The organism is Stenotrophomonas sp. INTA L402-1, assembly GCF_059295135.1.
On record NZ_JCAFWP010000003.1, the window covers coordinates 137,423 to 159,323 of the forward strand.

A 21,901-nucleotide genomic window follows, 5' to 3' on the forward strand; every position below is an offset into this window, starting at 1 on the left:
ATCCCCGTGGCACTGCCTGGCCCGATGGCGATGCCGGGTCTGAAAACGGCGAGCATGACGGCCGGTGCGTGCGCAGAATCCGGGGAAAACCAAGGAGACGCCCATGCATGCGTGGTACCTCGGTGGCCTCGACCACCGCCCCTTCCAGCACCTGTTCGAGAAGAGTGACACCGCGCTGGCTGCGCTGGGCATCCAGCGTCGCTGGGCCGGCGAAACAGGAGGACACCCCTGCCGGATCGGCCTGAGCGATCCGCCCAGTGGCAGCGAGCTGCTGCTGTTGTCCCATGTGCACCTGCCGCTGCACTCGCCCTATCACGCCTCGGGCCCGATCTTCGTGCAGCGTGGCGTAACGCGCTGCGTGCTGCCGCCGGGCGAGGTACCCGCCTATGTACAGCGCCGTACGATCTCGTTGCGCGCCTATGACCAGGCTGCATTGATGCTGGCCGCAGAGATCAGCGCGGGCACTGATGTTGCCGCCCGGCTGGACGCGCTGTTTGCCGACCCTGCCGTGGCCTTCGTGCAGCTGCACAACGCGGCCCACGGCTGCTTCTCGTGCCAGGCAGATCGGATGGGTATGCCGGCGACGTAGCAGGATCTCCACGACGTGATCGATGCCACGCCGAAGACGTGATCGCCAACGCATCCGTTCAGCCCCGCGTGAAGCCTGCGGGAAGGGCTTCACACCCCCAGTCACGGATCGGCGCTTCGGTGGTTCCGCACCCTGCATCGCGACTCGATACTCGCCGTGGTGCCGCCGAAAGTCCGCCGTGCAGCGCAGCTCGTGCGGTCACCTTTCTCTTTCGACGACCACAAGGAAGCGCCATGTCATTCCGATCCACACCGCTGTTGCTGGCCACCTCGTTCGCCGCTGCGGGCCTGTGCCTGGCCGGCAACGCGTTCGCCCACGGCACCATGACCACGCCGGTCAGCCGCGTCTATGCCTGTTTCCAGGGCAATCCGGAGAACCCGACCAACCCGGCCTGCGCCGCCGCGAAAGCGGTGGGCGGTTCGCAGGCGTTCTACGACTGGAATGGCATCAACCAGGCCAATGCCAACGGCAACCACCAGGCCGTGGTGCCCGACGGCAAGCTGTGCAGCGGCAACAACCCGACCTTCCGCGGGCTGGATGTAAACCGCAGCGACTGGCAGACCACGCCGATCCAGCCAGATGCCAACGGCAAGTTCACCTTCGTGTTCAAGGCGACCGCGCCGCACGCCACGCGTGACTGGCGCTTCTTCGTCACCCGCGACGGCTGGCAACCGGGCAGCCCGCTGCGCTGGGCCGATCTGCAGGAGTTCTGCACGCTGGGCAACACGCCGCTGTCGGCCGATGGCACCTACAAGCTGCAGTGCACGCTGCCACAGCGCAGCGGCCAGCATGTGATCTACAACACCTGGCAGCGCTCGGATTCGACCGAAGCGTTCTACACCTGCATGGACGTGCGCTTTGAAGGAGGCGGTGGCATCACCCCGCCCGCAGCGCAGTGGCAGGATGCCGGCCCGGTCACCGCGCGCGGCGAGCTGCCGGTCGGCACCACCCTGGCGTTGCGCGTGTTCAACGCCAACGGCAATGATGTCGAACGCGTGGAAGCGACCCTGGCCAGTGGCCAGACTGCGGCCGCGCAGTGGCCGTTGGCGCTGGCCCGCAAGGTCAATACCAGCGCCCAGCACGCACGCGTGGGCGTGCTCAGCAATGGCGTGATCACACCGACGGCCTCGGCCACCGCCAACCGCGTGTACCTGAAGGATGGCAACCGCTTCCAGCTCGATACCCAGGTGCCCGACCCCGGCACGCCATCACCGGGCGGTGATTTTGACCACGTGTATCCCGCCGGTATCGGCAGCTACGTGCCGGGCCAGACCGTGGTGAAGGGCGGCGACGGCAAGCTTTATGCCTGCCGCCCGTTCCCGGAAGGTGCATGGTGCAACGTCAACGCCGAAGCCTATCGGCCGGGTGCAGGCGCGGCTTGGCGTGATGCGTGGATCGCCTACTGAGGCAGTGATGCGGGAGGCGGTGCACAGTGCACCGCCTTTCGCCCGGATGGCGGCACAGTGAGCACCGTGTTGCAGATCGAACACAGCCGCCATCGATTTCAAACTTGTCCGATGTTGCCGACGGCCCTGCATGTGAAGACTGCGCGAGGTTTCCCATACTTCGCAAAGGAGTTCCTGCATGCACCTGTCCCACCGGGCAGTCCTCGCTCTGTCCGTCGTTGCCGGCCTGGCCCTGTCCGGCAGCGCCCTCGCCCACGGCACCATGTCCAAGCCGCTCAGCCGCGTGAAGCAGTGCCACGAAGGCAATCCGGAAAACCCGACCAACCCGGCCTGTGCCGCGGCCAAGGCCATCGGCGGCGCGCAGCCGTTCTATGACTGGAGCGCGATCGCCCACGGCAACGCCAATGGCAACCACCGCGACCTGGTGCGCGATGGCGAGCTGTGCAGCGCCAGCATCCCCAAGTACCGCGGCCTCGATCTGAATCGCAGCGACTGGCCGACCACGCCGGTGCGCGCCGATTCGCGTGGCCGCTACACCTTCGAATTCCTGGCGCCGGCGCCGCACGCCACCCGCGAGTGGAAGTTCTACGTCACCCGTGACGGTTGGCAGCCGGGCAGCCCGCTGCGCTGGGCCGACCTGCAGGAATTCTGCACCCTGGGCAACGTGCCGCTGTCCGAAGGCGGTGTCTACAAGCTGGACTGCCCGCTGCCCAAGCGCACTGGCCAGCACATCATCTACAACACCTGGCAGCGCTCGGATTCGCAGGAAGCCTTCTACACCTGCATGGACGTGCGCTTCGAAGGTGGCGGTGGCGTGGTTCCGCCGCCGCAGTGGCAGGATGCCGGCGCGGTGACCGCCAATGGCGCACTGGACGTGGACAGCACCGTGACCCTGCGTGTGTTCAATGCCAACGGCAACGACCTGGAGCGCGTGGAAACCAAACTGGCCGCTGGCCAGACCAGCCCGACGCAGTGGCCGCTGGCCCTGGCCCGCAAGGTCAACGCCAGCGCACAGCACGCGCGCGTGGGCGTGATGAAGAACGGCGTGATCACGCCGGTCGCCTCGGCCACCGACAACCGCGTGTACCTGAAGCCGGGCAACCGCTTCCAGCTGGAAACCCAGGTGCCGGGGCCGGGCCCGATCGATCCGGTCGATCCGCCGGGCGGCGACTTCGACTTCGTGTACCCGGCCGGCCTCGGCAGCTACAAGCCGGGCGAGACCGTGGTGAAGGGCACTGATGGCAAGCTGTATGCCTGCCGCCCGTTCCCGGAAGGTGCATGGTGCAACATCAACGCCGATGCCTACCGCCCGGGTACCGGCTTTGCCTGGCGCGACGCCTGGATCGCGTACTGAGGCAGGACACCGGGGGCGGCGTGATGCCGCCTCCGTTTCATGGGGTTGCCGGCCAGCGGCCGGCACTACCAGGGTCCACGCGGTTGCCGGCCAACGGCCGGCACTACGCAGGCTTACTTGCTGCTGACGTACTTCTCGCGGCGGATCTGCGGGTTGCCCAGGCCAGCGGCCTTCAGCAGTTCGGCACAGGCATCGACCATGTCCGGGTTGCCGCACAGGTAGGCGATGTCGGTGGCCGGGTCCGGGGTGAAGCCGGCCAGCGCCTGCTGGACGTAGCCGTGCTGCACGTCCGGGTGCGGATCAGCCGGCAGTTCGCGCGACAGGCATGGAACATAGCGGAAGTTCGGGTGTTTTTCGGCGAAGCTGTAGAAATCTTCGCTATACAGCAGCTCGCCCGGGCTGCGCGCGCCCTGCAGCAGCACGATCTGCACGCCGCGCTCGGTCATGGCCGTTTCCAGCAGCGGCAGCATCGAGCGGTACGGGGTAACGCCGGTGCCGGTGGCGATCAGCAGGTAGCGGGCGTTGTGATCACCGGGGTTCAGGCAGAACCGGCCATAGGGGCCGGACGCACTGATCTGGCCGCCCTGCTCCAGCGCCTCGAACAGGGCCGTGGCGGCGCCACCGGGGACGAAACTGACCGCGATATCCACCGCCTCGCCCGGGCCCAGCGCGTGGTCGTGGATGGTCGCCAGCGAGTAGCTGCGCTTGGTTTCGGTGCCGTCGGCGTAGCTGAAATGGACCTGGATGAACTGGCCGGGCTGGAAATCCAGCGGCTGCCCATCGTCACGCACGAACTGGTAGTGGCCGACGGTCGGGGCCAGCATGCGGCAGCCGACCAGCTTGAGGGGGAATTGAACAGGCACGACTTTTCGGGACAGTGTGTAGCCGGGGCAAGCCCTCGGGGTCTTCTATAATAGCCCCTCCCCGCCCCTCTCCAGCGCCAGCCCATGGGCGCGAAGGCTTCGAGCTTGGCATCCCAGAACGATACGGCGCCCGCCCTGCGCGTGCGCGACCTGCGCAAGACCTATGACAACGGCACCCAGGCCCTGAAGGGCGTTTCCCTGGAAGTGGCCCCGGGCGACTTCTTCGCCCTGCTCGGCCCCAACGGTGCCGGCAAGTCCACCCTGATCGGCATCATCAGCTCCCTGGTCAACCTCAGCGAGGGCCAGGTGGAAGTGTTCGGCAGCGACCTGGTGCGCAACCGCAGCGCCACCATGCGCCTGATCGGGCTGGTGCCGCAGGAGATCAACTTCAACCTGTTCGAAAAGCCCTTCGACATCCTGGTGAACTACGCCGGTTTCTACGGCGTGCCGCGCAAGGAAGCCGAGCAGCGTGCCGAAGAGGAACTGAAGCGGGCGCACCTGTGGGAAAAGGCACAGGTGATGAGCCGTACGCTGTCCGGCGGCATGAAGCGCCGACTGATGATCGCCCGCGCGATGATGACCCGCCCGCGCCTGCTGATCCTGGACGAGCCGACCGCGGGCGTGGACATCGAGATCCGCCGCGACATGTGGCGCGTGCTGAAGGAGATCAACGCCGCCGGCACCACGATCATCCTCACCACGCACTACCTGGAAGAAGCCGAGTACCTGTGCCGCCACCTGGCGATCATCAATCATGGCCAGATCGTCGAGCAGGGGCCGATGCGCACCCTGCTGGCCAAGCTGGACGTGGAAGGCTTCCTGCTGGACATCGACGGTGACCTGCCGGCGCAGCTGCCGGTGATCGAAGGCGCGACGCTGACCGCACCGGACCCGCACACGCTGGACATCGACATGCCGCGCGCAATGGACCTCAACCGCGTGTTTGCCACGCTCAACGAGTCCGGTATCCGTGTGCGTTCGATGCGTACCAAGAGCAACCGCCTGGAGGAGCTGTTCGTGCGCCTCACCGGCAACCTGGAGAAGCCTGCATGAGCACCACCGAGCTGACCGACGGCCAGCGCAACCGCGTCGCACTGATGACCATCGTGCGCCGCGAAGTCGCCCGCATCATGCGCATCTGGGGCCAGACCCTGGTGCCGCCGGCGATCACCATGACCCTGTACTTCCTGATCTTCGGCAACCTGATCGGGTCGCGCGTGGGGGACATGGGCGGCTACACCTACATGCAGTTCATCGTGCCGGGCCTGGTGATGATGAGCGTGATCCAGAACAGCTACGGCAACATCAGCTCCTCGTTCTTCGGCGCCAAGTTCGGCCGCCACGTGGAAGAGCTGCTGGTCAGCCCGATGCCGAACTGGGTGATCCTGTGGGGCTACGTGGCCGGTGCCGTGCTGCGCGGCCTGATGGTGGGCGTGATCGTGCTGATCATCGCGATGTTCTTCACCCCGGTGCGCATCCCGCACCCGCTGGTGATGCTGACCACGGTGATCCTGGGTGCGACGATCTTCTCGCTGGCCGGTTTCATCAATGCGGTGTATGCGAAGAAATTCGATGACGTGGCGATCGTGCCGACCTTCATCCTGACCCCGCTGACCTACCTGGGTGGCGTGTTCTATTCGGTGAAGCTGCTGCCGGGCTGGGCCGAGGCCGCCACGCACGCGAACCCGATCTTCTACATGGTCAATGCATTCCGCTATGGCCTGCTGGGCAGCAGCGATGTGCCGCTGCCGGTGGCCTACGGGCTGATGATCGGATTCGTGGTGGTGCTGACGGCGCTGGCGCTGTGGCTGCTGCGCCGTGGCGTGGGCATGCGCAGCTGAGGGGTGCCTGCAGGGCCTGCGGCCCTGCACCTGCACCTGCAGTGGTAGTGCCGGCCGCTGGCCGGCAACAGCAACAGCCAAGGCGGAAGCATCACGAGTTGGGCGGGGCGGTGTGAGGGTGCAGGACACGCCGTAAACCCGTCCGTGGGGGCTCGATGGCGCCATCCATGGCGCCAACGGTCCTGCACCCCCACACCGCCCCACCCCTGACAGTTTCCGGTCGCTGTTGGTAGGTGTCGACCTTGGTCGACACGATGGATACATGCCATGCGTGGATGAAGCGTTCCCTGTAGAGCCAAGCCGATGCTTGGCTATTTTCGTTTCGGATTACGGCTAGGCTGTGGCGATGAAGATCACTTCCATTCCGTTGGACAAGGCCGTGTCGGATGGTCCGATCGATGCGTTCAGCCACGTCCTGCTGAGCGATTCGCCTACGCTGGATGAGGTGCTCGGTTGCCTGGCCTCGCTGCAGGCGGCTGATCCCCTTCATCGTTATCTATGCACGCTCGACGATGTCGGCCAGTGCCGCTACACCAGCATGCACGCGTCCGACGACGAGCGCATCGCGCTGTACGAGGACGAAGACCCGGCGACGCCTGAAGATGCGTTGGCGGCACGCGGGCGGTTGCTGGCGCATGTGGTCGCGCAGCTCGAGCATTCCTCGCATCGGCTGGAGTGGACCGCTCTGGCGGGCACGTTGATGTGCAGCGACGAGGACATCGAGGCGCTGGTCGCTGCCAATGCGACACCGGATCTCATCGTCGACGACGTAGTCTGCGTGCAGCAGGTGCCCGTGACCCGTGATGACCTGCTGATTGCCGCCCTGCCCAACGGCTACTTCAGCGCGGACTGGGACCTCTTCCAGAACCACGCCCTGATCCGGCATCTGCAGGAGCGCTACGACTACCGTCTGTTCGGACTCGGCGCATCGTGGCTCGGTTTCCAGCGCGACCGCGCACCGTCGCCTGCAGAGGCGAGCGCGTTGGCCGCGGACCTGCAGCGCATCTACGCGGCCGGAACGCACGACACCTGGTCACAACTGGCTGCAACGCTGGCCACCCGCACCACACTGCTATTGGGCTACACCGAAGACTTCAGCGAACAACTACCCTGAGCACCGCTCTACACGAGCTCGCGCAGCGAGCGACCCGCTTCCGCCTTCGCTTCTGATCTGCTTTCCGTGGTGGCCGCGCCCGGAACATGTCCGTGGCCGGGCGGGTAGGTTGCGCAGGGGCGTGAGCCGCATGGATGCGGCGACCGAGCTTACAGGGACGTACTTGCAGCGTCCCCTGCGCGGCCTACCCGCCCGGCCAACCCCAATGAACAGTGCATTCCGCGAACCACCACGAGGGGCTCCGCCGCTGGCCGCAATCTCCGGCACAATCGCACTCCTGATTCCCCAGAAAACGGTAAACGTGCAATGCGCATCCTGATCCTCGGCGCCGGCGGTACCGGCGGTTACTTCGGCGGTCGCCTGGCCCAGGCCGGCGTGGACGTGACCTTCCTGGTGCGCCCCGCACGCGCCGCCCAGCTGGACCGTGATGGCCTGGTCATCCGCAGCCCGCTCGGCGACGCCAGCTTCCCGGTGCAGCACGTCACCGCCGATGCGCTCCCGGCATTGGCCGCGCAGAAGCCGTTCGACCTGGTCATCCTCAGCTGCAAGGCCTACGACCTGGACAGCTCAATCGATGCCATCGCTCCGGCCGTGGGCGCAAACACCACCGTGCTGCCGATCCTCAACGGCCTGCATCACTACAACGCGCTGGACCTGCGCTTCGGCCGCGACGCTGTGCTCGGTGGCCTATGCTTCATCAGCGCCACCAAGGCCCCCGACGGCGCCGTGCTGCACCTGGGCAAGCCGGCCAAGCTCACCTTCGGCGAACGCGATGGCGGTGCGATCTCCACGCGCGTGCGTGCCTTCGCCGCCGCCTGCGCGCAGGCCAACCTCGATCACTTGGCCAGCGAGCACATCGGCCAGGAACAGTGGATCAAGTACACCTTCCTGACCGCGCTGGCCGCCGCGACCTGCCTGCTGCGCGCGGATATCGGCAGCATCGTCGCCACCGATGATGGCGAGGCGATCGTGCGTGGCCTGTACGACGAGTGCCTGGCCGTGGCCGAGGCTGCCGGTGAACCGATTCCTGATGCCGCGCAGGACACAACACGCGGCACCCTCACCCAGGCGGGCTCTGCGTTGAAGGCATCGATGCTGCGAGACCTGGAAGCCGGCCAGCAGGTGGAGGCCGAGCAGATCGTCGGCGACATGCTGGCGCGCGCTCGGAAGGCCGACCAGGAAGCTTTGCTGCTGCAGGTCGCCTACAGCAGCCTGCAGGCCTACCAGGCGCTGCGCAGCGCGTGAGCGATACGACGCAGGCCAACGCCCTGCCCGCGCGGGTGTTGATCCTCGGCATGGGCTGGAGCGGGTGCGTGCTGGCCACGTATCTGCGGGCGTTGGGCGTACACGTGGCCGGCACGGTGCGCGACCCGGCGTCGGCACCGCACGATGGCCTGCCGCGCCATCAGCTGCGAGCTGACACGCCACCTTCCCCCGCCCTGCTCGATGAGATCGCGCAGGCCGAGGCCGTGCTGTGCAGCGTGCCGCCCGATGCCGAGGGTGACCCGGCACTGCGTCTGCTGCTGCCGGCACTGCAGGAAAGTCCAGCACTTCACTGGGTGGGCTATCTGTCATCCACGTCGGTCTATGCCGATCGGACCGGCGGCTGTATCAACGAAACCAGCGTGGCCGATGCTACTGAAACGACCGGCATGCAACGCAGACGCGCCGAGGACCAGTGGCGTGCGCTGGCGGAGCAGCGCGGTATCGCCTCGGCGGTGTTCCGCCTGCCCGGCCTGTACGGGCCGGGACGCAATGCGCTGCTGCAGTTGTCACAGGGCCGCGCACGCCACGTAGTGCGTCCTGGGCTGGTGTTCAACCGACTGCACGTGGATGACCTGGCAACGGTCGTTACCGCATCGATGCAGCGGCCGTGTGTGGATGGGCTGTATCTGCCGGCCGACGACGAGCCGGCACCGCCGCAGCAGGTACTGGCCTTCGCCGCGCAGCTGGGCGGGTTTGCGATGCCACCTGCCATGCCCTGGGACGATCCGGCGCTGAGCCCGACACTGCGGCGCTTCTACGAGAGCAGCAAGCGCATCGACAGCATCGGTACGCGCGAGGCGCTGGGCTGGGAGCCGCGCTTCCCCAGCTACCGTGAGGGCCTGCGCGACCTGCTCCGGTAGTGCCGGCCGCTGGCCGGCAACCGCGCGATGTTTGCGGCGTTCATGCTGCTGCCGGCCAGCGGCCGGCACTACCTGATCAACCCGCGTCCGGCAGACGGAAGAACGCACGCGTCGCGGCAGTTGCATTCGCGGCGGTCACCGCCACGTCTTCGCCACGGTCACGCGCCAGTTCTTCCACGATGTGCGAGAGGAACATCGGTTCGTTGCGGCGGTCCTTCGGCATCGGCTTCAGCGTGCGCGGCAGCAGGTACGGCGCGTCGGTCTCGATCATCAAGCGGTTGGCCGGGATGTTCTTCACCAGTTCGCGCAGGTGCGCGCCACGGCGCTCGTCGCACAGCCAGCCGGTGATGCCGATGTACCAGTCCTGGTCCAGGTAATCGAACAGCTCGTCACGCTCACCGGTGAAGCAATGCACCACCGCCGGGCCGACACGGCCTTCGAAGTTCTTCATCTGTGCCATGAAATCGGCATGCGCGTCGCGCTGGTGCAGGAACAGCGGCTTGCCATTGTCTGCGGCCAGCTGCAGCTGGCGCTCGAACGCGCGGTGCTGGGCCGGGCGCGGCGAGAAGTCACGGAAGTAGTCCAGCCCGCACTCGCCCACCGCCACCACTTCCGGGTGGGCATGCAGCGCGCGCATCTCGGCGTCGCATTCCTCGGTGTATTCCACCGCATGGTGCGGGTGCACGCCGGCGGTCGCATACAGGAAACCAGGATGCTGCTGCGCCAGCTGCACGGCCAGCGGCGAGTGCTCGCGGCTGGCGCCGGTAATGACCATCTGCACCACGCCGGCCTGGCGCGCGCGGTCCAGCACGGCATCGCGGTCGCGGTCGAAGGAGTCGTGGGTCAGGTTGGCGCCGATATCGATCAGGTGCATGGTCATCGCGGGGGAAAAGTGCCCGCGCATTGTACCTGCGGCTGCCATGGCCCTTTATCCTTTGCACATGAACGCCCCGCTCTTCCCGATTTCCCCGCTGCTGCCGCAGATCCAGCAGCACCTCGCCACGCAGCCACGACTGGTGCTGGAGGCACCGCCCGGCGCCGGCAAGACCACCCAGGTGCCGCTGACGCTGCTCGATGCACCGTGGCTGCAGGGGCGGAAGATCATCCTGCTGGAACCGCGCCGCGTCGCCGCGCGCAGCGCGGCGCTGTTCATGGCACGGCAGCTGGGTGAGGAGGTCGGCGGCACGGTCGGCTACCGCATCCGCTTCGAGAACAAGGTCTCCGCGCGCACCCGCATCGAGGTGGTCACCGAAGGCATCCTGACCCGCATGCTGCAGGACGACCCGATGCTGGAAGAGGTCGGCGCGATCCTGTTCGACGAATTCCACGAACGCCACCTCAGTGGCGATCTGGGCCTGGCGCTGGCGTTGGACGTGCAGGCACAGCTGCGCGATGACCTGCGCCTGGTGGTGATGTCGGCGACGCTGGATGGTGAGCGCCTGGCCCGCTTCCTCGATGCACCGCGGCTGAGCAGCGAAGGCCGCAGCTACCCGGTGGCGATCAGCCATTTCCCGGCGCGCCGCGATGAGGCGCTGGAACTGCAGGTGCGCCGCGCGGTGCAGCAGGCCCTGGCTGAATATCCTGGTGACCTGCTGGTGTTCCTGCCCGGCCAACGCGAGATCGCGCGGGTGCAGGCCGGGCTGCGGGAATCGCTGGATGCCGGCGTCGAAGTGCTGGCCCTGCACGGTGAACTTCCGGTGGAGCAGCAGGCGCGGGTCCTGCAGGCGGCCAGTGATGGTCGTCGGCGTGTGGTGCTGGCCACCAACGTGGCCGAGTCCTCGGTGACGCTGCCGGGCGTGCGCGTGGTGATCGACAGCGGCCAGGCACGCGAGCCGCGCTACGACCCCAACAGCGGCTTCACCCGGCTGGACGTAGTGGCCATCGCGCAGGCATCGGCCGACCAGCGCGCGGGCCGCGCCGGCCGTGTCGCCGAGGGCGTGGCGTGGCGGCTGTGGCCGCAGTCGCAGCGGCTGGAGCCGCAGCGCCGCGCCGAAATCGATCAGGTCGAGCTGGCCGGACTGGCGCTGGAACTGGCCGCCTGGGGCAGCAGCGACCTGCGCTTCCTCGATCCGCCACCGGCCGGCCCGATGGGTGCCGCCCGCGAACTGCTGCAGCGGCTCGGCGCGCTGTCCAGCAGCGGTGCGATCACCGCACTTGGCCGCCGTGTGCTGGCGCTGGGCACGCATCCGCGGATGGCGGCGATGCTGCTGGCCGCGCCCGATGCCCGCGCACAGGCGCTGGCCGCCGATCTGGCCGCCCTGCTGGAGGCGCGCGATCCGTTGCGCCAGGGCGGTGATGCGCTGGCCGCGCGTTGGCGTGCGCTGGCGGCGTTCCGCAATGGCCGCGCACCGGGCGACGCCAACCGCAGCGGCCTGGCCGCGATCGATGCCGCCGCCAAGCAGTGGCGTCGCCGCCTGCGCTGCGATGCCGCACCGCCGGCCAGCATCGAAGCCCATGAACTCGGTGACCTGCTCGCGCACGCCTTCCCCGACCGCATCGGTGTCCAGCACCCCAGCGACCCACTGCGCTACCTGCTGGCCAATGGCCGCAGCACGCGCCTGCACGAATTGAGTGACCTGCGCGGCGAACCGTGGCTGGTGGCCAGCGAGCTTCGCTTTGAGGCACGCGATGCGCTGCTGCTGCGTGCCGCACCGGTGGATGAAGGCCAGCTGCGCAAGGCCTGGCCGGAGCGCTTCGTCACAGAAGACGTGGTGCGCTGGGACAGCGAGCGCCGCGCCCTGGTGGCACTGCGCGAGACCCGTTTCGACCGCATCGTGCTGGACAGCCGCTCGGCCGGCCGGGTTGATCCGCAGCACGCCGCACAGGCGCTGACCGACGCGGTGGCCGAACTCGGCCTGCAGGCGCTGCCGTGGACCGAAGGCCTGCGCCAATGGCAGGCACGGGTGGAATCGCTGCGGCGCTGGATGCCCGAACTCGGCCTGCCCGACTGCAGCGACGACGCCCTGCTGGCCACGCGTGCGCAATGGCTGCAGCCCGCGTTCGCCGGCAAGAGCCGCCTGGATGCGCTGGACGAGTCCAGCTTCGGCGAAGCGCTGAAGTCGCCCCTGGAGTGGTCACAACGGCAGCTCGTCGAACGCCATGCACCCACCCGCATCACCGTGCCCTCCGGGCTCGAGCGGCCGATCACCTACGCGCTGGACAGCGAGAGCGGCGAACCGCTGCCGCCGGTGCTGGCGGTGAAGCTGCAGGAACTGTTCGGCCTGGCTGACACCCCGCGCATCGCCGACGGCCGCGTGCCCCTGACCCTGCACCTGCTCTCGCCCGGTGGCCGCCCACTGCAGGTCACCCAGGACCTGCGCAATTTCTGGGAAAACACTTACGCGGAAGTGAAAAAAGAAATGAAGGGCCGCTACCCGCGCCATCCGTGGCCGGATGACCCGTGGACGGCGACGGCCACCCATCGAGCCAAGCCGCGCGGGACCTGACCAGTGGGGCCGGCTGTGGACCCTGCCTGATCCTGAATGGCTGCGGTAAAGTCACGCCACGTGTGACCTCGACTGACATACCGTTTACGGGCAACACGCGACACTGGACTTCGACCCGAGGCAAAGGACCCCCGCATGAGCAAGCTGACCGTAATCACCGACCGCGCTCTGGAGCGCGCCCTGGAGCTGGCCCACACCGCCGGCGATGGCCTGAAGAGCGCCGGTGGCAGCCTGCGCAATGCGGACTGGATCAAGACCGGCGCCGCCATCGGCGCAGTGAAGACCGGCGGCAAGGCCGCAACCAAGTTCGTGCGCCGCAATCCGGCAGTGGCCGTGGCCGCCGCTGCGGTCGGTGTAGGCCTGCTCGGCTACGCGCTGTACCGCAAGCAGCAGAAGAAGAAGGCCGCCAATGGCCACGTGGTGAATGGCCAGGCGCAGCGCATCAACGCGCGTGACCGCCGCAACGACACCGTGGTGGACGAGCACAGCGATATCGGCAGCGACGCCTGAGCCTGCCGGGGTCGGATCCCTTCCACAGGAAGGGCGCTGACCCCAAGGCACTACATGAGGGCCGGACACCGGAAGGTATCCGGCCCTTTCTGCATCAACCGATCTGCAGCCACTGCCCCGGCTGCAGGTCGTCCAGCCGGTAAGGCCCCATCGACACGCGGACCAGCCGCAGCGTCGGCAGGTTCACCGCCGCGGTCATCCGCCGCACCTGCCGGTTGCGGCCTTCCCGGATCGTGATCGCCAACCAGCTGTCAGGCACGGTCTTGCGGAAGCGCACCGGCGGATCGCGTGTCCACAGCGGCGGCGCCGGATCGAGGCGCTCGATCTTCGCCGGCAGGGTCGGCCCGTCATTGAGCACCACGCCGTCGCGCAGCTGTTGCAGCTGTTCGTCGCTGGGCATGCCTTCCACCTGCACCCAGTAGGTCTTGTCAGCCTTGTGCTTCGGGTCGGTCAGCTTGTGCGCCAGCGTACCGTTGTCGGTCAGCAGCAGCAGGCCTTCGCTGTCATGGTCCAGGCGACCGGCGGCATACACGCGCGGCGGCAGGCCGAACCCGGCCAGGGTCGGCCGCGGCGGCACGCTGCGGTCGGTGAACTGGCAGAGCACGTTGAAGGGCTTGTTGAAGGCGATCAGCATTGCGGGCACGGCAGGCGGCGGGTGGGGCATTGTCCCATGCCGCGTGCGGCGGCTCGAAAGGTGCCGGTCAAGTCGGCTGGCATAGCCCATGCCCGGCTGCGCTTTCCTGCGACCACGAACACGAAGGGCTCAGCCGAATACCTTCCACTGCAGCAGGAACGACCCCAGCACCAACACGAAACCGCATGCCGTGACGACATTGGCCCGGCGACGCAGCGCCGCGGGTGGCGGACAGGTCATGCGGGCGCGTTCGTCCAGCACCCCGCCAAAGAACAGCACTGCAAAACCCGTCGCTCCCAGCAGGTCGTAAGCATGCCCACCGTGGTACACAAAGTCATACAGCCTCGGCAGCACCAGCACCGCGATGACGATATACAGCACCTTCTTCAACGGTCCATGTCCTTGAATTCGATTGGACTCCGGCGCATGGCCGGACCTGGGGCCAGCCATACGTTGCGCTGCGCGCGGTGAGCGTGGTTGCGGCTGCGCTTTCCTGCCGCCCCAATCTCGGCCGGCTCAGCCGAAAACCTTCCATTCCAGCAGGAACGAGCCCAGCACCAGTGCGATGCCGCACGCGGCGATGACATTGGCCCGGCGCCGCAGGCCTGCAGCCGGCGGGTCGGCCTTGCGCGAACGTTCCTCCAGAAGGGCACCCGCGAACAGCACGGCAAACCCTACCGTCGCCATCAGATCGTGGGCATGACCACCGTAGAACACAAAATCGATCAACCGCCCCAGCACCAGCACCGCGACAGCGATGTAAAAGACCTTCTTCAACAATTCATGTCCTTGCATACGATCGAATTCCGGCGCACGGCCGGTCTTGGGACCAGCCATTCGCCGCGCTACGCGGGATGAGCCGAGCAGGGACGATGCCGGCCGTCCTGACCGGCACCCTTCGGGCCGTCGCACGCGACGTTGGCAGCGGCTCCTGCCGCTGCCTTCGGCTCTACAGAGACAACATGCGCCAGCCCGGCACCACCCCTTACGGCTTGATGAAGCGCAGGGTCATGCGGTCACTTTCGCCGATCGCCTGGTACTTCGCATCATCGGCCTTGTCGTGCTGGTTGGTCGGTGGCAGCGTCCACACGCCGTTCGGGTGGTCCTTGGTGTCACGCGGGTTGGCATTGACCTCGCTGCGCGCGTCCAACTTGAAGCCGGCGGCTTCGGCCATCGCAATCATCTGCTGCTGGCCGACATAGCCGGTGTCATCGTCGTCGGCCACGTCGGCCTTGGCGCGATGCTCGACCACGCCCAGCACGCCGCCCGGCTTGAGCACGTTGAAGAAGCCCTGGAACATGCCCTGCGCCTGGCCGGCCTTGCGCCAGTTGTGCACGTTGCGGAAGGTCAGCACCACGTCGGCTGAACTGGCCGGGCCGAACACCGGCTTGGCCGGATCGTAGGCGACCACGGCGGTCTTGCCGAACTGTGCCGGTGCACCGGCGTACTTCTTTTCCAGGCTGTCGCGGCTGCGCTGCTGGTAGTCACGGCCGCGGCCCTCGGGCACCGCCATCGGGTCGACCACGGCGGCAACATAGTGGCCCTTGTCCTGCAGCAGCGGCGCCAGGATCTCCGAGTACCAGCCGTTGCCGGGGGTGATCTCGATGACGGTCTTTTCCGGCGTCACCTTGAAGAACGACAGCGTCTGCGCCGGATGACGGAAGCCATCGCGCTTGACGTTGTTGGCATCACGGGTCGACGCCTTCACCGCCGCATCGATGGCCGGTGACACCTGGATCTTCGCCGGTGCCACCGTGGCCGGTGCGGCGAACGCGGGAACAGCGGCAAGCAGGGCCGAAGCAAGCAGCAGGCGGCAACCACGCAAGGACGAAGCAGGCATCATCGGAGCGACTCCAGCGGAAGATGCGGCGAGACTAGCAGCCGCGGCGTCCCAGGTGTTCACAAAACGTTAGCTGCGTGCGTATCGCGGAACACTGTTTTGTGGTCACCGCCGCAGCACGGTCACACAACGCGTTTTATTCTGGAGTACTTCCCCCAAGGAGTCCGTGCCCATGACGGCAACCCGCGAACTGGGCCGTTCCGGCCTGCATGTACGTCCGCTCGCCTTCGGTGGCAACGTGTTCGGCTGGAGCGCCGATGAGAAGGCCAGCTTCGCCCTGCTCGATGCCTTCGTCGATGCCGGCTTCAACCTGGTCGACACCGCCGATGTGTATTCGGCCTGGGTGCCGGGCAATGCCGGCGGCGAATCGGAAACGCTGATCGGCAAGTGGTTCGCCCGCAGCGGCAAGCGCGACAAGGTGGTGCTGGCAACCAAGGTGGCCAAGTGGGCCGAACGCCCTGGCCTGACCCCGGACAACATCAATGCCGCGGTGGAAGATTCGCTGCGCCGCCTGCAGACCGACGTGATCGATCTGTACCAGGCCCATGAAGACGATGAATCCACGCCGCTGGAAGCGACGCTGGCCGCGTTCGGGCGCCTGATCGAAGCCGGCAAGGTGCGTGCGATCGGTGCGTCCAACTACAGCGCCACGCGCCTGGCCGATGCGCTGAAGGTATCCACCGACTACAAGCTGCCGCGTTACGAAACCCTGCAGCCCGAGTACAACCTGTACGACCGCGCCGGCTACGAGAAGGAGCTGGAACCGCTGGTGCAGCGCGAACAGATCGGCGTGATCGGCTACTACGCGCTGGCCAGTGGCTTCCTCAGCGGAAAATACCGCACGCCGGCCGATGCGGCCAAGAGCCCGGCGCGTGGCGAGAACGTGGTGAAGCGCTATCTGAATCCGCGTGGCCTGCGCATCCTGCAGGCACTGGATGACGTGGCCAGCAAGCACAACGCCAGTGCCGCGCAGATCGCACTGGCATGGCAGATCGCACGGCCGTCAATCACCGCGCCGATCGTCAGCGCCACCAGCGTCGAGCAGCTGCACGACCTGCTGGCCGCAGCCAACGTGTCGCTGAGCGTGCAGGATGTCGCGCAGCTGGATGCCGCCAGCGCGGAAGCCTGAGACCCGGTAGTGCCGGCCGCTGGCCGGCATTGCACAGTCCGGTAGTGCCGGCCGCTGGCCGGCATTGCGCGGTAAAGAAGAAAATAATTGAACAAAATGGTTGCGTGCGAGTAAATCGTGGTTTATCGTGCGCACCTCGTTTCAACAACCACTGGAAACTTCCCTTGAACGCGCATTCCGTCGCCATCGCCAAACTGCTGCCATGCCTGCGCATGGACGTGCTGGCGCGCGCGTTCGGCAAGGAAAACCAGCTGACAACGGCCTGATACCCGCCCTGCGGAGATCGGCCACCCCGATCTCCGAGGCCTGACGACGCCCTCGGAACGCAAGTCCCGGGGGCGTTTTCGTTTGCGTCGGCACAAGGACCCGCGATGCCAGAACTGCACCCCGCGCGGCAACCCGCCGCTCACTGACCCAGGTTTTTCCGCCCCGCCGAAGGATTTACTTCGCGCGAGTGGCAGCGCCTGGACATTATCTGCATCGCATCAAAACATTATCGCTCGCGATAATGTCGATGGCCTGCACCCTCGATTCTCCAACGGTCCCGTTTCCACCACGGGCTGGTGCGCGCGGCATTGCCGTGGCGTATGCCGGAGGTCTCGGACATGCCATCGCCTGGATCGCCTGCTGGAAGCAGGCATCGGTTCGCCGGTACGCGGTTCGATTCCGCGCGGTCCCCAACTGGATAGCTCAGCTTGGTCAGAGCAACGGATCCGTAATCCGTCTGTCGTGGGTTCGATTCCCACTCCAAACCACATGACCTGTCACGTCATGACTTGAAGCAACACCCGGGGCGCAAGCCCCAGCGGCCATCGTCGCCGTCCACGGACAACGCCTTCGGGCAGGAACGTGGAAGGCAACGGACCGCACGCCGGGCCCCGGCCCGCCGCCACTGCCAGCCACGTTCCGCACCGGTGCTGCCTGCCGGGAACGACGATGGCAGCCGTGCCGGTGCACCGAAGGCTCCGCGCGCGGACCGTCCGCCGATGGCCGCCCTCTTCCGCTGCCTGCACGTGGTGTGCAGGCGGCCTCGCCACGACCTGATCGACCCGGGTCATGGCGATTCATTCCCATCGGGTCGAACCACCAGAGCCATACAAGGAGAGACTCCCATGTTCTGGACCATCAAGGTCGTGATCGGCGACGGCGAGCGCGGCCTGGTGTATCGCAACCGTCGTTTCCAGCAGATCCTGCTGCCGGGCGTGCACCGCCTGTCGCCGTTCGGCGGCCGCCCGCACGTGGACATCCACACCGCATCGAAGGGCGCGGCCTATACCGGCAGCGACCAGGACAGCCTGATCGAAGCGCTGGGCACCGAGCTGGACACGCACTTCGTGCTGGCCAACGTCGGCGCCAGCGAGGTCGGCCTGTTGCTGCGCAACGGCCGCATCGATGAAGTGCTGCCGCCGGGCAGCCGCCGTCTGTACTGGCGGGGTTCGGTCGACACCCAGGTGCGCGTGATGGCGCTGGGTGACGAGCCGCGCATTCCGGCGGACGTGCAGCAGCGCCTGGGCCAGTTGGGCGTGCTGCCGCGTGTGGCAGTGATCAGCACCGTGCCGAGCGAGTCGGTCGGCCTGCTGTTCATCGCTGGCACGCTGCGACAGACGCTGGACGCCGGCCTGCACGCGTTCTGGAACTTCAACGGCAACGTGTCGGTGGAGCGTGTGGAGCTGCGTGCGCGTTCGCTGGACGTGTCCGGCCAGGAACTGCTCAGCCGCGACAAGGTGACCTTGCGGGTGAACCTGGCCGCGACCGTGCAGGTGGTCGACCCGGTGCGTGCACACCGCACGCTCAGCAATGCCGACGAGTTCGTCTACCGGCAGCTGCAGTTCGGCCTGCGCCAGGCGATTGCCGCGCGCAGCCTGGACGAGCTGCTGGGTGACAAGGCGGCACTGGACGGCGAGATCGCCGCCCATGTGCAGGCGGCGATCGAGGGCCACGGCGTGCGGTTGCTCGGCGTGGGCATCAAGGACGTGATCCTGCCGGGTGAGATGAAGGAGATCCTCAACGGCGTGGTGCTGGCCGAGAAGCAGGCCCAGGCCAGCGTGATCCGTCGCCGCGAGGAGGCCAATGCCACGCGTTCGCAGCTCAACACCGCAAAGCTGATCGAGGACAACCCGGTGCTGATGCGCTTGAAGGAGCTGGAGGCGCTGGAGAAGGTCACCGAGAAGATCGACAAGCTCACCGTGTTCGGCGGCCTGGATGGCGTGCTGAAGCAGCTGGTGACGATCAGGTAGGGGGTCGCGGCGGCGCAGGGACGCGCCGCCGGCCCATCAAGGACAAACACGAAAACATGGACACTCAACACAACTATCAATGGCTGCACGCCGAGGGCACCACGCCGATCAAGGGCTGGGTCAACGGTGTACCGCTGGAAGCGCAGGCGCATGAGCAGCTGCGCAACATCGCCGCGATCCCGTTCGTCGGGCCATGGGTGGCCGTGATGCCGGACGTGCACCTGGGCAAGGGCGCGACCGTGGGCTCGGTGATCCCGACCCGCGGTGCGATCATCCCGGCGGCGGTCGGCGTCGACATCGGCTGCGGCATGGCCGCCGTGCGCACCACGCTGCGTGCCAACGACCTGCCCGATGACCTGCGGCAGCTGCGCAACAGCATCGAGCGCAGCATCCCGGTCGGCAACGGACGCGGCGGCGAGCACCACCGCATGCCCGACAGCATCCACACGCGGCTGGTGCAGTCCGGGCTGGCCGCCGGTCTGGAGAACATCAAGGACAAGCACCGCAGAATCCGCACCGACAAGCTGGACCGCCAGCTGGGTACGCTGGGCGGCGGCAACCACTTCATCGAACTGTGCCTGGACGAGACGGACACGGTGTGGGTGATGCTGCACAGCGGATCACGCGGCACCGGCAACCTGATCGGCACCTACTTCATCGAGAAGGCGCGCGAGGAACTGGCCCGGCGCGTGCTCGGCTTCCACCTGCCGGACAAGGACCTGGCGTTCTTCATGGAAGGCGAGCCGCTGTTCGATGACTACGTCGAAGCAGTGTCGTGGGCGCAGGACTACGCCCGGCAGAACCGCGAGGCAATGATGTCGCGGGTGCTGGCCGAGATGCGCCACCGGCTGCCGAAGTTCCAGCTGGCGGCGATGGCGGTGAACTGCCACCACAACTACGTGCAGAAGGAGACGCACCTCGGCCAGGAACTGCTCGTTACGCGCAAGGGTGCAGTGAGTGCCCGCGAAGGCGAGCTGGGCATCATTCCCGGCAGCATGGGCACGCGCAGCTACATCGTGCGTGGCAAGGGCAACGCGGACAGCTTCCACAGCTGCAGCCACGGTGCCGGCCGGGTGATGAGCCGTGGTACTGCGCGGCAGCAGATCACGCTGGCCCAGCACCGCGAGGCCACCGCGCATGTGGAATGCCGCAAGGACAACGGCGTGCTGGATGAATCGCCGGCCGCGTACAAGTCGATCGACGACGTGATGGCGGCGCAGCTCGACCTGGTCGACGTGGTGCACACGCTGCGCCAGGTGCTGTGCGTGAAGGGATGATGGAACGGTGCCGGCCTCGGCCGGCACCCACCGTGCCTCAATGGTGCCCGACCACCCTGCAGTAGATCCACGCCATGCGTGGATGAAACGGCGCCGACCAAGGTCGGCATCTACCAGAGCAGCACGTCGCGTCGGGTGTCAGCGCGGCACGCTGTCCTCGGCCACCAGCGCATGATGCACGCCGATCCCCGCGCGCACGCCCTCGGCGGTGGCCAGGGTGATGTTGCCGACCGTGGTCGCATCGCCTGCGGCGTATACGTTCGGCACCGAGGTCTGCTTCATCATGTCGACCTCGATCAGCACACCCAGCGGGCTCTCGACCAATGTGCAACCAAGCTGCTGCACCAGCGGCGTGGCCATCGCCTGGGTGGCCGGCACGAACAGCGCACGCTGTGCGATGCGGCGGCCGTCGGCCAGCTCCACTTCCAGCCAGGTCGGCTGGTCGCCCTGCACACCCAGCACGGGTGACGTCTCGATGTGCACGCCACGCTGCTGCATGGCGGCGCGTTCCTCATCGGTGATCTCCAGACCCATGCTGAAGAACGTGACATTGCCCCAGTCGGCGAACAGCGGCGCCTTGCTGGCGGACATCGGATGGCCGCCGAGCAGGCCGATGGCACCACCACCGACTTCATAGCCGTGGCAGTAGGGGCAGTGCAGCACAGTGCTGCCCCAGCGCTCGGCCAGTCCGGGCAGTTCCGGCAGCTGGTCGGCGATGCCGCTGGCCAGCAGCAGCTTGCGCGCGGCCAGCACCTGGCCATCGGCGGTACGCACTTCCACACCTTCGGCGGTGGTGCGGGCGTGCTCCACTTCGGCATGCACCCAACGCACCGTGGGGTAGTCCAGCAGCTGCTGACGCGCGGTTTTCAGCAGCTCGGCGCCGCTGATGCCATCCAGCCCCAGCACCCCGTGCGAATGACTGGCAAAACGATTGCGCGGTGAACCGGCGTCGATGACGGTGACCGGGCGACGGGCACGGGCCAGGATCAGGCCGGCGGCAATGCCGGCATAGCTGCCGCCGACGATGAGCACATCAGGATTCATGGTGACCTTCCAGGGAACGGTGATGGGCAAGATGGCGGGCGAAGTCGGCGCCGAGCTGGTCCAGCGTGGTCGCCTGCAGGCGCTGCTCAAGCAGCCGCTGCGCCTCGCGCGCGCCTTCGAGCAGGGCGCTGTTGACCAGCTGCTGGATCGGGCAGCCACCGCCGGAATCGCGAGCGCCGACCTGGACCAGCGGCGGTGCTCCCACCGCCAGATAGATGTCATGCAGGGTGATCGCCGCGGCATCGCGTGCCAGCAGGCTGCCGCCGCCGTGACCACGGGTGCTGCGCACCAGGCCGGCCTTGTGCAGCTGTGCCAGCAGACGACGGATCACCACCGGATGGGTCGGCAGGCACGACGCCAGCTGTTCGGACGTGCGCGGGGCGGCATGGCCGACCAGATGCGCCATCACGTGCAGGGCGTCGGAGAGGGGGTTCGCGGATTTCATGTAACAACATTAGTTACATTTAATTCCTCTGTCGAGGGTCTGCTTT

At 67.1% G+C, this 21,901-nt stretch carries 21 protein-coding genes and 1 tRNA gene; 14 read left to right on the plus strand and 8 right to left on the minus strand.

Annotation, left to right across the window (positions count from 1 at the left end; genetic code table 11):
* The first annotated feature begins 103 nt into the window (after window positions 1–103).
* The 3 genes from AC5O77_RS04590 (at window position 104) to AC5O77_RS04600 (ending at window position 3,349) form a co-directional block, all read left to right on the plus strand.
* Complete coding sequence (locus tag AC5O77_RS04590) at window positions 104–589, plus strand: DUF1203 domain-containing protein (RefSeq protein ID WP_478058570.1); 486 nt, start codon at window positions 104–106, stop codon at window positions 587–589.
* 233 nt (window positions 590–822) lie between these two features.
* Window positions 823–1,995 carry a lytic polysaccharide monooxygenase gene (locus AC5O77_RS04595; protein WP_494506528.1) on the plus strand — a complete coding sequence of 391 codons (1,173 nt, stop codon included), beginning with the start codon at window positions 823–825 and terminating at the stop codon, window positions 1,993–1,995.
* A gap of 178 nt (window positions 1,996–2,173) precedes the next feature.
* On the plus strand, window positions 2,174–3,349 hold the full coding sequence (locus AC5O77_RS04600; protein WP_478058573.1) for a lytic polysaccharide monooxygenase: 1,176 nt from the start codon (window positions 2,174–2,176) through the stop codon (window positions 3,347–3,349).
* A gap of 113 nt (window positions 3,350–3,462) precedes the next feature.
* Here the strand turns inward: AC5O77_RS04600 and AC5O77_RS04605 are convergent, their stop codons facing one another.
* The gene (locus AC5O77_RS04605) at window positions 3,463–4,212 is read right to left on the minus strand and encodes a ferredoxin--NADP reductase (RefSeq protein ID WP_494506529.1); all 750 of its coding nucleotides are present in this window, start codon (window positions 4,210–4,212) and stop codon (window positions 3,463–3,465) included.
* Window positions 4,213–4,296: 84 nt separating this feature from the next.
* Between AC5O77_RS04605 and AC5O77_RS04610 the strand changes: the two genes are divergently transcribed.
* From AC5O77_RS04610 to AC5O77_RS04630, 5 genes are all read left to right on the plus strand, one after another.
* The gene (locus AC5O77_RS04610; protein WP_253143688.1) at window positions 4,297–5,265 is read left to right on the plus strand and encodes an ABC transporter ATP-binding protein; all 969 of its coding nucleotides are present in this window, start codon (window positions 4,297–4,299) and stop codon (window positions 5,263–5,265) included.
* On the plus strand, window positions 5,262–6,053 hold the full coding sequence (locus tag AC5O77_RS04615; protein ID WP_010482250.1) for an ABC transporter permease: 792 nt from the start codon (window positions 5,262–5,264) through the stop codon (window positions 6,051–6,053). Before AC5O77_RS04610 ends, AC5O77_RS04615 begins: the two co-directional genes overlap by 4 nt.
* A gap of 346 nt (window positions 6,054–6,399) precedes the next feature.
* Window positions 6,400–7,167 (plus strand): hypothetical protein, encoded by a 768-nt coding sequence (locus tag AC5O77_RS04620; protein ID WP_494506530.1) that lies wholly within the window; start codon window positions 6,400–6,402, stop codon window positions 7,165–7,167.
* A 306-nt stretch (window positions 7,168–7,473) separates the two neighbouring features.
* Entirely contained in the window at window positions 7,474–8,412 is a 939-nt protein-coding gene (gene panE, locus AC5O77_RS04625) for a 2-dehydropantoate 2-reductase (RefSeq protein WP_494506531.1), read from the plus strand.
* A gap of 50 nt (window positions 8,413–8,462) precedes the next feature.
* The gene (locus tag AC5O77_RS04630; RefSeq protein ID WP_494506540.1) at window positions 8,463–9,293 is read left to right on the plus strand and encodes a Rossmann-fold NAD(P)-binding domain-containing protein; all 831 of its coding nucleotides are present in this window, start codon (window positions 8,463–8,465) and stop codon (window positions 9,291–9,293) included.
* 76 nt (window positions 9,294–9,369) lie between these two features.
* Here the strand turns inward: AC5O77_RS04630 and AC5O77_RS04635 are convergent, their stop codons facing one another.
* Window positions 9,370–10,167 carry a TatD family hydrolase gene (locus tag AC5O77_RS04635; protein ID WP_494506541.1) on the minus strand — a complete coding sequence of 266 codons (798 nt, stop codon included), beginning with the start codon at window positions 10,165–10,167 and terminating at the stop codon, window positions 9,370–9,372.
* A 67-nt stretch (window positions 10,168–10,234) separates the two neighbouring features.
* On the opposite strand from AC5O77_RS04635, the gene hrpB reads away from it, so the two are divergent.
* Together hrpB and AC5O77_RS04645 are read left to right on the plus strand one after the other, a co-directional pair.
* Complete coding sequence (gene hrpB / locus AC5O77_RS04640; protein ID WP_494506532.1) at window positions 10,235–12,739, plus strand: ATP-dependent helicase HrpB; 2,505 nt, start codon at window positions 10,235–10,237, stop codon at window positions 12,737–12,739.
* Window positions 12,740–12,874: 135 nt separating this feature from the next.
* The gene (locus AC5O77_RS04645; RefSeq protein ID WP_019336760.1) at window positions 12,875–13,249 is read left to right on the plus strand and encodes a hypothetical protein; all 375 of its coding nucleotides are present in this window, start codon (window positions 12,875–12,877) and stop codon (window positions 13,247–13,249) included.
* A 94-nt stretch (window positions 13,250–13,343) separates the two neighbouring features.
* Here the strand turns inward: AC5O77_RS04645 and AC5O77_RS04650 are convergent, their stop codons facing one another.
* The 4 genes from AC5O77_RS04650 to AC5O77_RS04665 form a co-directional block, all read right to left on the minus strand.
* Window positions 13,344–13,883, minus strand: coding sequence for a pseudouridine synthase (locus tag AC5O77_RS04650; RefSeq protein ID WP_494506542.1), 540 nt, complete (start codon window positions 13,881–13,883; stop codon window positions 13,344–13,346).
* A gap of 129 nt (window positions 13,884–14,012) precedes the next feature.
* Window positions 14,013–14,264, minus strand: coding sequence for a hypothetical protein (locus tag AC5O77_RS04655; RefSeq protein ID WP_223224685.1), 252 nt, complete (start codon window positions 14,262–14,264; stop codon window positions 14,013–14,015).
* Window positions 14,265–14,399: 135 nt separating this feature from the next.
* Window positions 14,400–14,720 (minus strand): hypothetical protein, encoded by a 321-nt coding sequence (locus AC5O77_RS04660; protein WP_494506533.1) that lies wholly within the window; start codon window positions 14,718–14,720, stop codon window positions 14,400–14,402.
* Between the two features lie 148 nt (window positions 14,721–14,868).
* Window positions 14,869–15,726 carry a class I SAM-dependent methyltransferase gene (locus AC5O77_RS04665; RefSeq protein WP_494506534.1) on the minus strand — a complete coding sequence of 286 codons (858 nt, stop codon included), beginning with the start codon at window positions 15,724–15,726 and terminating at the stop codon, window positions 14,869–14,871.
* A gap of 169 nt (window positions 15,727–15,895) precedes the next feature.
* Between AC5O77_RS04665 and AC5O77_RS04670 the strand changes: the two genes are divergently transcribed.
* From AC5O77_RS04670 to AC5O77_RS04685, 4 genes are all read left to right on the plus strand, one after another.
* Window positions 15,896–16,852, plus strand: coding sequence for an aldo/keto reductase (locus AC5O77_RS04670; protein ID WP_012481579.1), 957 nt, complete (start codon window positions 15,896–15,898; stop codon window positions 16,850–16,852).
* Window positions 16,853–17,533: 681 nt separating this feature from the next.
* Window positions 17,534–17,607: transfer RNA gene (locus AC5O77_RS04675), tRNA-Thr, on the plus strand.
* Between the two features lie 357 nt (window positions 17,608–17,964).
* Entirely contained in the window at window positions 17,965–19,089 is a 1,125-nt protein-coding gene (locus tag AC5O77_RS04680; RefSeq protein ID WP_494506535.1) for a slipin family protein, read from the plus strand.
* A gap of 56 nt (window positions 19,090–19,145) precedes the next feature.
* On the plus strand, window positions 19,146–20,366 hold the full coding sequence (locus AC5O77_RS04685; protein WP_494506536.1) for an RtcB family protein: 1,221 nt from the start codon (window positions 19,146–19,148) through the stop codon (window positions 20,364–20,366).
* Window positions 20,367–20,504: 138 nt separating this feature from the next.
* Here the strand turns inward: AC5O77_RS04685 and AC5O77_RS04690 are convergent, their stop codons facing one another.
* Window positions 20,505–21,410 (minus strand): NAD(P)/FAD-dependent oxidoreductase, encoded by a 906-nt coding sequence (locus AC5O77_RS04690; protein ID WP_049398662.1) that lies wholly within the window; start codon window positions 21,408–21,410, stop codon window positions 20,505–20,507.
* Window positions 21,400–21,855, minus strand: coding sequence for an Rrf2 family transcriptional regulator (locus tag AC5O77_RS04695; RefSeq protein ID WP_033833804.1), 456 nt, complete (start codon window positions 21,853–21,855; stop codon window positions 21,400–21,402). The genes AC5O77_RS04690 and AC5O77_RS04695 overlap by 11 nt, the downstream gene beginning before the upstream one ends.
* Window positions 21,856–21,901: the final 46 nt, after the last annotated feature.